Below are 16,145 nucleotides of genomic sequence, written 5' to 3' on the forward strand. Positions count from 1 at the left end.
TAACACCACTACTATGTTTGAACCACTTCTGGGGGCTTTTTTAGACACTCATAATGAACAAAAGAGCTAAGCACGGTTTTTATACCGGCTTAGCTCTTTGTCACACGTTATGGTAAACAGGTTATATACAGCTCGTTACATCCGAACAACTGATTTCTCAGCCGTCAGCCCAAGCACCCGAGCGGTTGAAGCATGTACTTGGTTTAGAAGACTAAGATTGTCAACCAGTGATTCGCCATACGAAGGAACCATTTCCTTGATCTTTGGTTCCCAGGCGTTCATATGCTGCGGGAAACACTTCTGGAGGATTTCCAACATCACGTGAACAGCAGTCGATGCACCCGGTGAAGCTCCAAGTAATGCCGCAATCGACCCATCCGCCGCAGTGACGACCTCCGTGCCGAACTGAAGCGTTCCTTTGCCGCCTTGAGCTGTATCCTTAATCACCTGTACACGCTGGCCCGCCAGCACCATATCCCAATCCTCGCTCTTGGCATCCGGAACAAAGTCACGCAATTCGGCCATGCGTTGTTCTTTGGATAACATGAGTTGTTGGATCAGGTATTTGGTTAGTGAAATTTCTTTGACGCCTGCCGCGAGCATCGTGAGCAAGTTGTGCAGCTTCACGGACGTGATCAGATCGGCATTGGAGCCTGTCTTTAAGAATTTTGGCGAGAACCCGGCAAACGGTCCGAATAGCAAAGACTTCTGATTCTCAATAAATCGGGTATCCAAATGCGGAACAGACATTGGCGGAGCACCCACCGAAGCTTTTCCATATACTTTGGCATGATGCTGTTCCACAACTTTCGGATTTTTGCACACCATGAAGATGCCGCTAACCGGGAAACCGCCGATATGTTTACCTTCAGGAATGCCGGATTTTTGCAGCAAATGCAAGCTGCCGCCACCCGCACCGATGAAAACAAATTGCGCGGTGTGCCGTTCGACGGTTCCGCTCTTCAGATTTTTCACGGCTAATTCCCAAGATCCATTGCTTGTGCGTTTCATATTTTTCACGCTATGTTGGTAGTGGATATCCACGTTTTGGCTCTTTAAGTGTTCCATTAGCATACGCGTTAAAGCACCAAAGTTAACGTCCGTACCGGAGTCAATTTTGGTGGCTGCAATCGGTTCATTGCCCGTGCGGTTTTTCATCATCAGCGGAATCCATTCCGCCAGTTTTTTCTTATCATCCGAGAATTCCATCCCAACAAATAACGGATGCTTCGATAACGCTTCAAAGCGTCTTTTTAGAAACAGGACATTCTGCTCTCCATGTACATAGCTCAAATGAGGGAGCGGCATTATGAAGTCCCGCGGATTACGAATCAGATTGCTTTTGACGAGATAGGACCAAAATTGCCTTGAGATTTGAAAATGCTCATTCACCTTAATCGCTTTGCTAATATCTACGGATCCGTCTGGTCGTTCAACGGTATAGTTAAGTTCGCACAATGCTGAATGCCCGGTTCCGGCATTATTCCATTCGTTGGAGCTTTCCTCCCCCGCACTGGCGAGCTTCTCAAAAACCTTAATATTCCAGTCTGGTGCCAATTGTTTAAGCAAAGTTCCCAAAGTTGCACTCATAATTCCGGCACCAATCAAGATAACATCTGTACTCGTTTGTCCCTGGCTCATGTCTACCGTCCTTATATCCTATATTTGCCAAAAGGATGTAAGCGTTATCGATTTGGCATTGCAGCAAGCCCCATTCTTGAACAGGCCCGCCCCTTCTCTGAATGATATAACCTTGATCTAGTGTATCAATAATATGGGTTAATTTAAATATGCAATTTGAAGATATTTGCTATTCCATCAGTATACGCTAGTTTATGTCAGATAGATAACCCGGTTATAGGGCTGAAAGATTAATTTGTTCATTAAAAAGAAAGGAGCCCGGTTCTAGTGGAACTTGGGTGATCAAATGGATGCACCAAAAGCCGCTTTGGAATCGCTTCGCAAGGCGGCTTTACATTTAAGAGTGACCCTTACCACCCACGGCGGCGTTTCCGGGAGTACTCAGAAGATCGAAATCAGTTCCTTCGTATACGGATGGCGTTCTTCAGCGAACAACGCATCTGCGCCAAAGCGGTCAACGATCCGACCTTCCCGCATGACGATGATGCGCTGGCTCATACGATGTACCGCAGCCAGATCATGCGAGATGAACACGTATGACAGACCAAGCGATGTCCGCAGATCGGTGAGTAACTGCAAAACTGCACCTTGTGAGATTACGTCCAGGCTGGCCGTCGGTTCATCCAGAACGACAACGTCTGGTTCAATCCCAATGGCACGCGCGATCGTGACGCGCTGACGCTGTCCACCACTTAACTCGTGCGGATATCTTCCAGCCAAATCGCTTGGCAGCTCGACAGCTTCAAGCAGCTTTTGGACGTAAGCATCCTTCGACGTGTAGGTAAAGTGGGACAGCTCGGCGTTCCGTCCAAGTTGTTCGTACGGATCGATTAGCGAGTCGGCAATCTTGAGCTTCGGATTCAGGGCAGCCATCGGGTTCTGGAATACAATCTGAACCTTCCGCCGATGAGGTCGCAACCTTCGGCCGCTCAGCCGCGCGATATCCTGTCCGCCCAGTGTAATCGAGCCTGTATCTGCATCTTCGATTCTCAGCAGACAGCGGGCGAGCGTACTCTTGCCACAGCCGCTCTCGCCAACCAGGCCAAGACATTCGCCGCGGTTCAGGGTGAAGGAAATATCATTCACAGCCGGTCGGTCTGCACCTGCATACGTTCGGCTGAGATGTTCCACGTGAAGCACGGGCACACCGGATTCTTCGGACTGCACAAGTCCATGGCGTTCCTCATTTCCGGTCGTCTTCATTCCGTTCCCGCCTCCTTCAATCCCGAATTCAGCGAGCGGCTCAGGACGGGAGCCGCCTCGATCAGCTGGCGTGTATATTCATGCTGGGGATGGTCGAGAATGCGATGCTTCCCGCCAGATTCGACGATCTGTCCTTCCTTCATGACTGCCAAGCGGCTGGCATAGCGACGTACATGCCGCCAGTCATGCGTGATAAACAGAATGGCACAGCCCGTCTCCGCTTGCTTACTCGCCAGCAACTCCAACACGCGATGCCCGGATACACTGTCCAGCGCCGTCGTTGCCTCGTCTGCGATTAGCAGACGAGGAGACAGCATCAGCGATGTGGCAATCGAAGCCCGCTGAAGCTGTCCACCACTCAATTGGAACGGATAGCGGCGCAGCAATTCCGCACCAAGGCCAACGGATTCCAGTGCTTCCTCAGCCCGTTTCTTGCGGAGGGCAGAAGACTTTTCCCCATGTACCTTCTGGTATTCATCAAAGTGTCCGCCAATGCTGCGAAATGGCGTAAACGCTCCCTGATAGTCTTGGAAAATATATGAGATACGGCTTCCCCTCAGGGAGCGCATCTCCTTTGGACTTCGTTCGAGCAGGTTGCTGCCTTCAAACATCACTCGTCCCGACGCATGCAGGTTGGGTGGCAATAGGCGACCAATGGCTTGCGAGAGCAAGCTTTTGCCGCTACCGCTCTGTCCAACCAAGGCCATGAATTCGCCTTCGCGAATAGCCAGAGAGACTTGATCTACAATAGTACGATCCCGACTGGAGATGCTCAGTTCCTCAATGGAGAGAATCATGGCTGCACCTCCTTCTTCACATCAAACCGATCTCGCAGATAGTCGCCCAGCATGTTGGCAAGCAGGACTACCGAGACAATAGCGAGACCCGGATAGATCATCAGCTCCGGCCGAGACTGGAAGTAGGGCCGTGAGTCGTTCAGCATCGCACCCCATTCAGGTGTTGGCGGCTGTGCGCCAAGGCCAATGTAGGACAATGATGAGATGAGCAGGATAATTTTGCCCAGATCTAGACTGGCCAGCACGAGTACATGGCCTGCGATATGCGGAAGCAGATGTTTTCTCATGATACGACCGTCCGATAGTCCGTTGGTGCGGGCGATGCGAATATAATCCTTTTGGGACTCCGATAAAACCGTACTCCGAACGAGACGCGCATAACTAACCCACTTCACGATCACGATCGCCAACACCAAATTGCCGATTCCCGCGCCGAGAAGACCACTGAGCACAATGGCGACGATGGTATCAGGGAAAGCAAGAAAGGCGTCGGCAATCCGCATGAACAGCTTATCGACCCAGCCACGTTTGTAACCCGCGATCAAGCCAAACGGAATGCCGATTAACAGTGCAGCACCAAGTGCCAGCAGGCTATAACCCAGCGTTTGGCCGCCGCCAAGCAGCAGACGTGTCAGTACATCGCGGCCCAGGTGGTCCGTACCGAACGGATGGAGAGCACTAGCGCCCTGCAATCGTCCGCGCAGATCGGTTAAGGTGTGGTCATGTTTTAAGTATAAAAAGGCATATAAGGAGGCCGCGATGACCAGCAGGGCAAATAACAAACCAATAATCGCCTGCCAGCTATGTTTTTTAGATTTTGTAGTTGGAATGGGCAGGGGCATGGATTTCAACGGTGGGCCTCCTTTTCCTTCAGTTTCATTTCGGGATTCAAATAACGGTACGACAGATCAACCGTCGTATTCACGAGGAATACCACGATAGCCATGATGAGAATGTAACCCTGGATCAGTGGATAATCACGCTGGCGGATAGCGTCCACGACGAGCTTGCCGATGCCCGGATAAGCGAACAACACTTCAATCACGACAACTCCGCCAATCAGGCTGCCAAGACTGACACCGAATACCGTAATGACAGGCGGCAGACTGTGCCGAAACGCGTGAAGCATGAAGATCCGACCTTCGGATAACCCTCTTGCGCGGGCGGACCGAACGAACTCCTGACTTAGAGAATCTAGCAGGCTGGAGCGCAAAAGACGCACATAGACGCTGGAGATGGCAAGTCCCAGCGTCAGAGATGGCAGAATAAGCGAGATGAATCCATCCCGGCCCATGGTCGGCAGATTACCGAAGCGTACGCCGAACATGTCGATCAGGATCAACCCCAGCCAGAAGCTCGGCACCGCCGCACCCACAATGGAGAGCATCCGGCTGCCCCGGTCAATCCAACTTCCGCGATGGAGCGCTGATAGCGAGCCGAGCGGGATCGCTATCACAAGCATGACCAGCAGCGCGCCAATCGTCAGTTCAGCCGTAGCTGGCAGCGCACGCATCAGGGTCTGCATCACGGGCTGCCCTGTCGAATACGATACGCCGAAGTCGAGCCGAACGAAATCGAGCAACCAGTTGCCGAACTGGACAGGAAGCGAATCGTTGAAGCCCATCTCCTCGCGTACAGCTTCGACCTGCTCCTGACTAACAGACAGTTCGTCCACGTTCAGGATCGTCAGTACCGGATCACCAGGAGCAAGACGAATGAACAGGAAACTCACAAACATAATGAACAACAGAAAAATAAATACCTCAAGGAATTTCCGAAGCAAAATGCGAAACATTACATCACATCCAGCTTATTGGTAATCATGTAATATTCACTGCGGGTGGTAACCCAGTTCTTGATCTTCTTGCCGTTGTAGGCAACGATCGTACCTGGATGCAGCACGAATGAATTCAGCACGTTGTCATGCACATAGTTGGCTGCCTTCTCGGCAAGCTCTGCGCGCTTCTCCGGGGCAACTGTGAGATTCAGTTCGTCGATGATCTTGGTCAGCTCCGGATCTTCCGATCCACTGAAGTTAAGAGCACCCTTCGGATGGTACGTCGCATTCAAGTAATATCCAGCATCGCCACGCGGGGCCGTCAAGTTACTATAAGTTGCAATATCCCAGTCGCGATTAGACGCCATATAATCTTCCGGTGTGTCAATCTGGCGAATCTGGACGTCGATACCAATCTTCTTCGCATCAGACTGGAAGACTTGGGCGATCAGTGGCAGATCGGCACGAGCTGAATAGGTCAGCAGCGTCAGTTGCAATGGTTTGCCATCCTTGGTCATCACGCCGTTTTGCTGCGTGTACCCTGCTTCGTTGAGATATTTTACAGCGACATCAGCTCCGGATTCCGTTGCTGTATCCGTATAGGTTGGTGCGAAAGGCAGTGACGGCAGGAACGGTCCGATGGCCGGTTCCCCATAGCCGAGCAGGATCGTGTCCACGATACCCTGACGATCAATCAGTGCGTCCAGCGCACGACGGACATTGAGGTCCTTCATACTCTCCCGCTGCATGTTCATCGTTAGCTGATGCACGCGGAACGTCGACGTGGACTCAACCGTCATGCCGTCTATCGCTTTGAGCGATTCAAGGCTCTCGACTTCTGGGCGGTATACGATATCAACCTGTCCAGATTTGAGCGCTAGTGTGCGGGCATTGGCATCTTCATTGAATGAAAACGTGATGGAATCCAGTGGCGATGCGCCGTCCCAGTATTCATCATAGCGATCCAGTTCCAGCTTGCTGCCTGGGGTAAAAGAGGTCAGCTTGAACGGGCCCGTACCAATAGGCTTGTTCACAATATCCGGCTCACTCACGTCGATAATCGCCGTGTTGGGGTTCACCAGTTCCGAAGCGAATTCCGGGAACGGCTGAGTTGTGATAATCTCCAGCTTGTCGCCCTCGGCTTCAATTGTATCGATCTTCAGCGCGTTCTGGATCGCTACATTCTCTTCCAGTGCCCGCTCAAGGGATGCCTTAACGGATTCACCTGTCATTGGCTTGCCGTTCTGGAAGGTCACATCATCTCGCAGGTCGATCGTCCAGTGCTGCCCGTCCTCACTCTCCCAGCTCTCAGCCAGCCATGGGGCAACCGTCAGATTCTCTTCATCGAGACGAACCAACGTCTCCGTAATGCCCGCGCGCAGCGGCACATAACTAGAATCCACATGCGGATCTAGCGAACTGGTGGAAAAGTTATATAGGAAGTGAACATTTTTATTATCGGTGGATGGTTGCGCAGCGGGACTGGATTCAGATGATCCGCAGGCGCTCAACAGTCCAGCGCTTAAGGCCAAGGAGACCAGCGCTAGCAGTGGCGTCTTTTTATTCAAGGTAATGCCCCTCTCTCTTAATCGTAATCATTATGATCTAAACAATGAGTATTATCATATCGTAATGATTACGTTTTGACAAGAGTTGTGTTGGTGTTGAAACGAGAAAAAATCCGACTCTCGAATGAGAGCGGATTCTTCATGTTTTTTGTTACATATGAGTGCTGTATTAGTAGGCATTTCCTTTGCTATCCGAGATTGTTTACAGGTAGAACCATGCAAGGTTTCTCGAAAAGTTACAACCCTGTTTCGTAGTCTTCCAGCAAATGTGACCAGTAACCTTCGTCATTGCTATCGGATCAATCTTCTCAAAATAAACACGAAGTGCTCTGGCATACTTATCTGAGGTATATGTACCTTCCAGTCTCATTTTAGTTGCCAGTTCACTTCTAATTAGATGAAACAAAAAGAAGGTTCTCAAATTCTTATTGAGCATATATACGTTGGACTTATCCAATGATGATGTTGTGAAAAACATATCGCTCCCTTGTTTTAGATAGAGACCATACGAGTCACGCATACCATAACTTGCGAATTGACCAATCTGAATATATTCCTCTCCTTCAATAACTTTCACTTGGAAAGCTCCAGATTCATAAAAGGAAAAATCATCATATTGTTCTGGGACTCCTATGTCGATTAAAAAATGAGCATTCTCTTCACTTATGCCCCAATCTTTTAGATTAGTAAAGTCATAATTAATTATTTCCGTGTCATAGTAGCCCTTTATCTCTACGATATCAAAATCCATACTCTCACTCCTAAGAGTTACGTACATGGTAACGACTAAATAACGCAGTCCTAGCAACTGCGTTATCGTTTAATAGTATGTCCAGTCGTGTGGCTTATTAAACACCTCAATGGTTAAATGATCCCAATCACTTTGTCCGAAATCCTCCAATATTTCTTCTACTACAAGATTAATCCATGTAAGAAATGGCCGTCTTGATAATATTCGTTAATTTTAATTCAGGGTATTTTTTATCACATTCCTTGAGGGTGTTGATATATTCTGTACTTTGGAGATTATAAGCTATTTCTTCAAACACCTCACTAACCCAAATTAGTTCGTCCTTACTACAGTTCTTGAGGAATTGAATCGTCTCATCTTCATTTTGGTTTAGTATATTAATTAGTTCATCTCTGTATTGCTCGATTACTGGATCGTTCATATGAAGAGCCGCTCTTTTTCGTATTACTTCTCTAGACTCTTCGATCATTTAGAGAGACCTCCATTTTTAGAACATTCTACCCACCACGCAACGCTCTTAAAATCTCCGTATCATTGTACTATCAGAGTGAAACTAGGGAATCCCTCTTTATCCCATCTACAATTTCAGAGATTTTGGTAACTTAACCCGACAATTTTCTCAAATCAATCCTGCCATATCCTTCTCAATAAAGTTCCCATCAAGTAAATCATAAGGCCAATCATAGATATCAGGGTTCTCTCTGCAATGCGAGTTAATGACAAGTTGACCGTCAGACCGCAGAAAGATCACTCCAGATTCGCTATCTGTCAATGCAATATCCTCATCTAATCTGTCTGTTAGAGTATTAATCGCTTGGAATATGACTTGTAATCCCTCTTCAGGTGAGTGTGAGAAAACGGAAATATTGATACAATAATTAATATTTAAATTCAACTCTTCTCTCGTAAAACTCACTAATTCATCATCGTCTTGTACGATAAATGAGAAGTTAGGATTGGTTATCGTGTAATAATCGTCCCTCGATTTCATATGAGTCTCCTGAGAAAAATCTTTTAGAGAACTCAACAATAATTCAGCTAATTTTTTCGTGTCTTTTTTATAAAATAGGTACAATGCTAAATCCATACTATTCCCTCCAGAAGAGTAGATCTATTTTCCCATCTTTAATAATAAATAATTCCTGTAGCCGTCTTAAATCTCCGTTCGGGTTAGTTTTCCCCAAGATTTTTTGACTCACTTCTGCTACTTTTGCATCTGTGAATCCATCTAAATTCAAGATAACTCTATCTGCTTGATCTTTAGTCTTACGTTTAATCTCTTCAGCTATTCCATTGGCGCTTTTAGTATTAATAGGTGCATAGTGGTCAAATACTTTCCCTTCAATTAGGAAGTCAGGATTACTTCCTTCCTTAATGCCATACCCATTTCCTCCATCAATTTCATCAAGCATTTTAATATGATAGCCCTCTTTAGCGAAGATATTTGCTGACTCATTCTGTTTAGTCCAGCCTCTATCCTTCCCCACAGCATAATTACCCTCAGGAGAAGCACCTTTTGTTAAGGAAGGTTCTGTCCGAATATTCCCCTCACTGATTCTAGGTTTTTTATTTTCCCCTAGAACTCTACCTTGTGCTTTACCTTTCTTAGCCTTCGCAGCTTCAATATGCTGCTTAATCTTCGCCACAGCAGGATTAGAAGATGGCAATCGATAAGGCCCTTTGCCGCCCGGCATACTCCCACGAACCATCTGAATCCCCATGAAAATCTGACTGAATTTCAGAGACGCAACCATCATCTGAGCATATTTATCTGAAACAGGCTCTCCTGTCGTAGGATGAATCCCCATCTCAAACGCCTTGATCTGTAACGCAAAAATATCTTCCCCAGGCGGTTCAACGTTCACAGCTTGCATACGATTGAAATTTAGATCTCCCCGATCCTTCTCATAAGCCTGAAGGGCAGCCTGATCCGCATCACCATTCTCGTTGACAGGCATCCATACCAATTTACCAAACATATTGACTTGCGCCATCCGATAGCCCTTATCACCCGAATTTGAATCACCTGATGATTTGGTCATCATAGCTGCGGCACCGACTGCTCCAAACGCACCACCCAGACTTCCCTTCTGAGCATCTGCATCCTGGAAACGTTTGGCGATATCCTTCAATTCCTTGGATGTATTCACCATACTCTCCAGCGCTTTATCCAGTATAGGTCGTGACTGCTCGAACTCATAGTAAAATCGCTCCTGCGTCGCGCCCATCCACATCATCTGAACGAACATGATCTGTCTCGTCAGATCATTTCGTATACTCTCCAACTGCTGTCTGGCTTGATCCACCTGATTCGATACGTGATGTAGTTGTTCAGGGGTAACTTTGATTGTACTCATACGTTTCTCCGCTCATTCGAAATAGGATTATCCTATGTTAGCAGAAGTGTAATATGTAAACTATCCGGCTAACATCCTGATTTCACCATGGTAAAAACACAAGCTGTGCTCCTCATCGGTGCTATGGTCCTATATGCATATACCCACTTCAAGGCATATCCTACCAGTTTAAGTAAATACCTTTCCTACTTCATTTCCTCCAGCATCACCCGATACCGTCCAATCTGCTTCCCTGTCGCCTCTTCCCGCAATGATTCCAACAATGCTATGCACCTTATAAAATACCGATCCACCCCTAGCTTATCCGCTAACCTGATCGCCTGCAAAATGAACTCCACGGCCTCCTGTGGTCTTCCCATCCACTGTTCATACAAAGCCCGCTGATAATAGTAATGGTACATATCATCGTTGTTTGAAGAATCTATTTCTCTGCCATCGCCCTGTATCTGATCCTCGAACACATGTAAAACTCGATCAATCTGCCACCTATGCCGCACTGCTGCTTCCGTAATCACTTTCAGACCTACCAACCATTCCTCCGGATGCTCAAGCAAAAAGTTCACAAACTCCTGCAGCAGTTCCACCTGCCCGGCTTCAATCTCAAGCGCATACCGATTCACCCGTGCCTTATGCCTGAATTCCTGCACCACCTGTATATCTACCTCATCCAGATCCTCCACCCACTCCAGTTCTGCATATTGATCGATACACGCCCTCGCCTGATCTACCTGTCCCATCTTCTGGTGAGCCATACCCCGCATTAGGTGACTGAACCCGTAATAGTAGATCAAGGGCCGCTCAGTATGGATGTATGGTAAAGGTAATCCCTTGGTACGGTGCTCCTGTCGCTCTTCATGAATGCACTGCACACATTGATACAACATGTCCGCCCTCTCCATCACCTTATTCCAATTATCAAAAGCCACAGCCATATCCAACATTTCAACAATGATGTCTGGTTTGAGTGATTTTAGAATAGATTTTCGCAAAGGTGAGCCCCCTTAATTATCCATTTATATATAATTGTATAGATAAATCAAAAGGTGGTCAATCTAAATTGTACTTATAAGTACTTTTAATTCACGAAACACTTTACATTTGTTAGTCTGTAACGATTCATTAACCTCTTCTAACCTTAAGTGGAGGTGATCACATGAATTTACCAGAAAGTGTCGGAAATCGGATACGCGAGTTAAGAAAGGCAAAGGGTTGGACTCAAGAACAACTGGCGGAAGCAGCAGGTCTTCATTACAGCTATATTGGTGGCGTTGAACGGGGAGATCGTAACATTTCTTTGGAGACTCTTGAGAAAATAATTAATGGATTGCAGGTCACTGCTGAAGAAATCTTTAAATTCAAAGAAGAGTCTGAGTACAAAAGAGCCTTGGATGAACATATAACTTTAATAAGCGGCAAAAGTACAGATGAAATCGTTTCATTGACTAAAATTAGCAAAGAAGTTTTAATTGCTATCGAAAAATCACATAAAAATTCCGATTAAAATATATCTACAACAGAATCATGGGCTAACACCAAAAAGAGTGGAGTAACACCCCCACTCTTTTTTTATTTCCCTTTTCAAACAACTCCCCGCTCAAACGCCGCAAACTCAATCCGATTACGCCCATTCTGCTTCGCCTGATACAGCGCCTTATCCACTGCAGCGAACAGTTGAGTCAAATACCCCTCTGGATTCTCCGGTACATGATCAACTTCAAAATCCTCAATAGACAGAATTCCTATGCTAATCGTAATGGACACCTGTTCGATCTCGTGATCCACCACAATGAGGTTCGTCTCCACCGCTAATCTCACACGTTCCGCTATTTGTTGGGCTAACTCGCGCTCCGTGTGTGGAAGGTAGATCATGAATTCCTCCCCGCCATATCGCGTTAGAATATCGGTACTCCGAATGGATTCTTTGACGGCCTGAGCCGTGCGATGCAGCACTTCATCCCCGATGACATGTCCGTAGCGATCATTGATCGCTTTGAAGTAATCAATATCCAGCAGTATGAGTGAAAATGGCGTTTTATATTGAATATTGGTGATGACCTCGTGATTCAGGTGTTCGGTTAGATAACGGCGGTTATAACAGTTGGTTAGACTGTCCGTCAGGGCGAGTTCTTCCAGCTTGCGATTGGCCTCAGACAACTCCAGACGAATGCGATCTAGGGCATGATTACGCTCCTGAAGCGTCTCGTTCTGCCGATTCATTTCTTTGACATAGAAGCGTTCTTGAGAAACATCCTGAAACGTAAGGATATGACCCATGGGCACGCGAGCCGCATCAACAATGGGAGACGCTTTGAGGATATAATGGCGGTTGCCATCCCGCCCCATGATCACCTCAATTTGAGACAAGATATTGTCTTTTTGCTTATACTCTTCCAGAAATTTCTGGCGGCTGCCTTCTACACGAACCGAACCCAGAAATGCCTCCATATCAAAAGAATCCCCCACATGCAGATCCATGAAGGATCGGGAGGCTTTGTTCAATTCAATAATCATCTCATTCTCATCCAGTACAAGGATGCCGTAAGGAATGGTATTGATCACATCCTCATGGGCGATGGAAACCAGATCGAACACATTGTACCTTTTAATGACATACACGAAAAAAAGGTCGGACACGAAAATCCCTACTGAAGTCAGTCCGGGAATGATGAACGGTAAATATGCTCGTAGAACCACATTAAGCAGAGCGTCGATTGTTGCAAAAACAGCCAGCACAAATATGCCCCATAGCGTAACTTTCACCTGATTTTTAATCATGGAAGACGTTCGCGAAGAATAAAGTGCCCGGAATAAAATAAAGAGGGACGTTACAAAGTAACTCACGAGTATAGCCATGACAACCCAGAACCAAGGTCCATATGCCCGCTCGACATAACCGCCTTCCAACGGAGTTACAAACCAGCTCCACGGGTTCAGGATCACACCAACGGCTCCAATAACCGCAGGGATGAACAGCAAGAAGGATCTTTTTGGGCCTAATCGTTCCGCCTCACCCGTAATGAAGATCGTAAGCAGCAGCCATCCACTCCCAAGCAAGGAAACGGCGACAAACGATAACGTAACATAGAACAGCTGCAAGCCGGGATCATCCGTGAGCGTACTCGCAAATTGACAGAATGGCCACAGCATCATCAACCCATGAAACAAAAAGTAAACCTTATGTAAGTTCGTAATTCTAACTGTAGCAAAAACATATACATACACACCGAACAATAGGACGAATAGAAAGAGATCATACCATACTAATGGGCTCACGAATCTTCTCCTTTTTGCATGCGACAACTATAATGTCAATGGATTAGCATACTCCTTAATTGTTAAATGAACCTTCCAAAAAACGTTTAAAAGGTATCTCTTCATTACTGCTATAGGTTAAATTAACCACATCTTATCACACCGCTAATGGGGTGAGTAGCCATACAATGGCAATCCAACCAACCTCTGATTGAATTTTGCGCTATTTTTGCATTTTTGTGAATGAATTTGAACGTTTGGATGCAAACCGGGAGGGAAGAAGACCTTGTTAGCTGTCGTAAAAAGGCAAAGTGGGACGTATGTAGAGCCCTCCGTTACCGGACGGCCCTCTTCTCATTCGTGTACAGCAGCCAAAGGCAAATTATCTGAGAACATATCTGGATTATCTTGGAGCATGCCTGTGATCACTTCCGTCAACAAGGCCGCATCACACACTCTGACAACTGCATCACCAAGCTGCCCTTTGCGCATTGCGCCTTTACGTTCAAGAACGTCATCCACTTTCCAAAAATGCTCCGACCACGACAATCCGCAATGTCTGCGGGAAGGCACCGAAATCTCAGTTCCATCGGGTAAAACCGTACGTAACATCTCATGCCCCTCGGTTAATCTGCCCGGGATGTCCACCCATTCTTCGATGCCATGGATAAACGTGTTCCGTTTCAAATCAACGCCGACCAACAGGATGGTGGCCTTCCGATCAAGCAGCTTCCCCCAGGCCGAGCCTCTCGCACAAGGTGTATCGAAAAGATGATCATCCTTCGTGAACGCTTCTGCATCTCGTCCAAGGGCTGCTACCGAGTGTGTAGGGTGCCATGAACGGACCACACCCGGCCGTTTGCGAAAAAGTTCGGGCAGAACACCGACGCAGCAGGGCGAGGATTCCACGTGGAACATCGGATTGTCGGCATTGATTGTGGACCATGTATGCGTTGGCAACACCAGCAGTCCGTCCTTCATATACTCGGTCAATGCATCCAACACCGTATCCGCGCCACCTTCGACTTCGCCCATACTTTTCATGGAGGAGTGCATGAGCAGCGTTCCCTGGCCGTCGATGCCCAGCTGGTGGAGTTGGTGAAGTAAACTTTCTTGGGTATGCATGATTAATGTATAACCTCCTTTGGGCTATTATAGCAAAATAGAGCGTAGTCGACGGTACTATCGTTATCCTGTGATACCAAGTTTAATGTCTGCGATTATATAACATAAATTTAACTTAAATCATAAATAATGTTAATTCTGTGTCACTCATATGTTTATTTGCTCTGATATAATTTCTGCTAGGTAGACGAAAGGAGATTATAGGGTTGAAAAAAGAGCTTGGTGTATTGATGGTGTTGAGTGTCGTTTTGCTTTCAGGATGTGGATCAGATAAGCCCACAGCGCTTCCGCAAGGTTCGGGTGAATCTCCCAGTAAACAAGTAACAACACAGCCAGTGCACGGTACGGATGAAAAATTGCTGGGATCTTCAGAGGATGAAAAAGTAAAATTTTATAAACAAACCGACGGGGTAACACTGGACATTAACGGTAATAAAAAAGACTTTTCTTGGAATGTCCCTGGTGATACTGGAACTGCCCCGCAGGTATTTTATACGGATGTTACAGGCGATGGAAAAGAAGAGGCTGTAATTATTATCCAGACTGGGCGAGGAACAGGTTTAAACAATTATGATATTCATGTCGTTAGCGCCGAGGATCTATCCGAAATTAAAGTACAAAGCTATGAGGAGATTGTTGCTGATCAGATTGAAACCCATGTTACTAAAAAGGATGACGATACACTAGCAATTTCGGTTAAAGCACAAGGAAAAGAATATAGCTTCAATTATGAGTCTGATCCAGTGCCTAATCAAAAGAAAGATAGTCTTGGTTTTGGTGGCGTCTATATTTATTCATTGGAGAATCAACGTATAAAATTAAATCTTGGGGCAGCAGTACCCGGGTCTACCGCATATGTTTGTGATTTCAATGTCACTTATAAATATGACAGTGCCAAGAAGGAATTTGTCGCGGATCAAATTGAAGTTGTACCTATTGAGAAATAGAAAAAAAGCTTGTCCCAAAAAAGTTTTTGGGCAAGCTTTTTTTGTTGATATTACTGATTGGTATAGTTGAAAAACATGTGTTGACCTTTTAGGATTTTAGAAGTGACAATTACCCATGTACCACTCATTTTATATAAGAGTTTCCCATTTTCAGTTTTGGAACTTGCGTTGAAAAGATCGACCTGGGTATAAAACAATTTGTCACCAATTGGGTTTGTAAGTGTAGCGACATTTTGAGCCACGGAAACACAGTTTTTCCAAACCTGACTTGATGTATTAGGAGCAAGACATTTAGCCAAGTTACTATCCCAAAAACAAGAGAATGCATTTTTATGAAGTACGACTTCTTCAATGGTGTTCTTACTTTTAAATTCTCCTGTATCATTTTTGCGGTTGATAACAACCCATGCAACACCAATACGGGACTCAGAATCATTTTCCGTTTCTCCGTACAGTGTTCTTGCCAACAAATCGACACTATCGCGTCCGTAAAGCTGATCTCTTGAAGTTAGTGCATCACCAATTGCCATAAATATTACCTCCATTAAGTTAAGTTATTTTGTGGATCACCGGCATCTCATGATATAAAGAGAAATGAGCCTCGGATATTACAACCACTCTCCGAATTTTATTTCAATTCACTAGTACCAAAAGTTTGTATTACCTCAATCATTTTGACATAAGAGCTCCTGTTTTAGATCTTCACGATGATCGGCGGGTACTTGTA

General features: G+C 46.1%; 16 protein-coding genes. 2 read left to right on the forward strand and 14 right to left on the reverse strand.

All coding sequences use genetic code 11. From position 1 onward, the window contains the following. Window positions 1–135: 135 nt before the first annotated feature. The 11 genes from MHB49_RS33640 to MHB49_RS33690 all read right to left on the reverse strand — a co-directional run bounded on the left by MHB49_RS33640 (window position 136) and on the right by MHB49_RS33690 (window position 11,083). Window positions 136–1,641, reverse strand: a complete 1,506-nt coding sequence (locus MHB49_RS33640; RefSeq protein WP_405154527.1) for a malate:quinone oxidoreductase — start codon at window positions 1,639–1,641, stop codon at window positions 136–138. A 381-nt stretch (window positions 1,642–2,022) separates the two neighbouring features. Further along, window positions 2,023–2,844 (reverse strand): ABC transporter ATP-binding protein, encoded by an 822-nt coding sequence (locus MHB49_RS33645; RefSeq protein ID WP_405154528.1) that lies wholly within the window; start codon window positions 2,842–2,844, stop codon window positions 2,023–2,025. Continuing rightward, on the reverse strand, window positions 2,841–3,641 hold the full coding sequence (locus MHB49_RS33650) for an ABC transporter ATP-binding protein (RefSeq protein WP_405154529.1): 801 nt from the start codon (window positions 3,639–3,641) through the stop codon (window positions 2,841–2,843). Before MHB49_RS33650 ends, MHB49_RS33645 begins: the two co-directional genes overlap by 4 nt. After that, window positions 3,638–4,483 (reverse strand): nickel transporter permease, encoded by an 846-nt coding sequence (gene nikC / locus MHB49_RS33655; RefSeq protein WP_405157301.1) that lies wholly within the window; start codon window positions 4,481–4,483, stop codon window positions 3,638–3,640. Before nikC ends, MHB49_RS33650 begins: the two co-directional genes overlap by 4 nt. Window positions 4,484–4,488: 5 nt before the next feature. Then, window positions 4,489–5,436: a nickel ABC transporter permease gene (nikB, locus tag MHB49_RS33660; protein WP_405154530.1), complete on the reverse strand. Its 948-nt coding sequence runs from the start codon at window positions 5,434–5,436 to the stop codon at window positions 4,489–4,491. Next, window positions 5,436–6,986, reverse strand: coding sequence for a nickel ABC transporter substrate-binding protein (nikA, locus tag MHB49_RS33665; protein ID WP_405154531.1), 1,551 nt, complete (start codon window positions 6,984–6,986; stop codon window positions 5,436–5,438). The genes nikB and nikA overlap by 1 nt, the downstream gene beginning before the upstream one ends. Window positions 6,987–7,188: 202 nt before the next feature. Beyond that, window positions 7,189–7,737: a hypothetical protein gene (locus tag MHB49_RS33670; RefSeq protein ID WP_405154532.1), complete on the reverse strand. Its 549-nt coding sequence runs from the start codon at window positions 7,735–7,737 to the stop codon at window positions 7,189–7,191. A gap of 169 nt (window positions 7,738–7,906) precedes the next feature. Further along, window positions 7,907–8,206, reverse strand: a complete 300-nt coding sequence (locus MHB49_RS33675) for a hypothetical protein (protein WP_405154533.1) — start codon at window positions 8,204–8,206, stop codon at window positions 7,907–7,909. 150 nt (window positions 8,207–8,356) lie between these two features. Further along, window positions 8,357–8,824, reverse strand: coding sequence for a hypothetical protein (locus MHB49_RS33680; RefSeq protein WP_405154534.1), 468 nt, complete (start codon window positions 8,822–8,824; stop codon window positions 8,357–8,359). Between the two features lies 1 nt (window position 8,825). After that, window positions 8,826–10,094 carry a WXG100 family type VII secretion target gene (locus MHB49_RS33685; protein WP_405154535.1) on the reverse strand — a complete coding sequence of 423 codons (1,269 nt, stop codon included), beginning with the start codon at window positions 10,092–10,094 and terminating at the stop codon, window positions 8,826–8,828. Between the two features lie 185 nt (window positions 10,095–10,279). Beyond that, window positions 10,280–11,083 (reverse strand): DNA-binding protein, encoded by an 804-nt coding sequence (locus MHB49_RS33690; RefSeq protein ID WP_405154536.1) that lies wholly within the window; start codon window positions 11,081–11,083, stop codon window positions 10,280–10,282. Between the two features lie 164 nt (window positions 11,084–11,247). Here MHB49_RS33690 and MHB49_RS33695 point away from each other — a divergent pair, with 164 nt between their 5' ends. Then, a complete protein-coding gene (locus tag MHB49_RS33695; protein ID WP_405154537.1) occupies window positions 11,248–11,595 on the forward strand; it encodes a helix-turn-helix domain-containing protein in 348 nt (115 codons plus the stop codon). Between the two features lie 77 nt (window positions 11,596–11,672). On the opposite strand, the gene MHB49_RS33700 is transcribed toward MHB49_RS33695, so the two are convergent. Both MHB49_RS33700 and MHB49_RS33705 read right to left on the reverse strand, forming a co-directional pair. Continuing rightward, window positions 11,673–13,367: a diguanylate cyclase gene (locus MHB49_RS33700; protein ID WP_405154538.1), complete on the reverse strand. Its 1,695-nt coding sequence runs from the start codon at window positions 13,365–13,367 to the stop codon at window positions 11,673–11,675. Between the two features lie 333 nt (window positions 13,368–13,700). Continuing rightward, window positions 13,701–14,471 carry an AAC(3) family N-acetyltransferase gene (locus MHB49_RS33705; RefSeq protein WP_405154539.1) on the reverse strand — a complete coding sequence of 257 codons (771 nt, stop codon included), beginning with the start codon at window positions 14,469–14,471 and terminating at the stop codon, window positions 13,701–13,703. 206 nt (window positions 14,472–14,677) lie between these two features. On the opposite strand from MHB49_RS33705, the gene MHB49_RS33710 reads away from it, so the two are divergent. Continuing rightward, a complete protein-coding gene (locus MHB49_RS33710; RefSeq protein WP_405154540.1) occupies window positions 14,678–15,418 on the forward strand; it encodes a hypothetical protein in 741 nt (246 codons plus the stop codon). Between the two features lie 50 nt (window positions 15,419–15,468). Here the strand turns inward: MHB49_RS33710 and MHB49_RS33715 are convergent, their stop codons facing one another. Continuing rightward, window positions 15,469–15,948: a cell wall hydrolase gene (locus MHB49_RS33715; RefSeq protein WP_405154541.1), complete on the reverse strand. Its 480-nt coding sequence runs from the start codon at window positions 15,946–15,948 to the stop codon at window positions 15,469–15,471. Window positions 15,949–16,145 lie beyond the last annotated feature (197 nt).

The organism is Paenibacillus sp. FSL K6-0108, from assembly GCF_045040695.1.
Lineage (GTDB): Bacteria > Bacillota > Bacilli > Paenibacillales > Paenibacillaceae > Paenibacillus > Paenibacillus pabuli_B.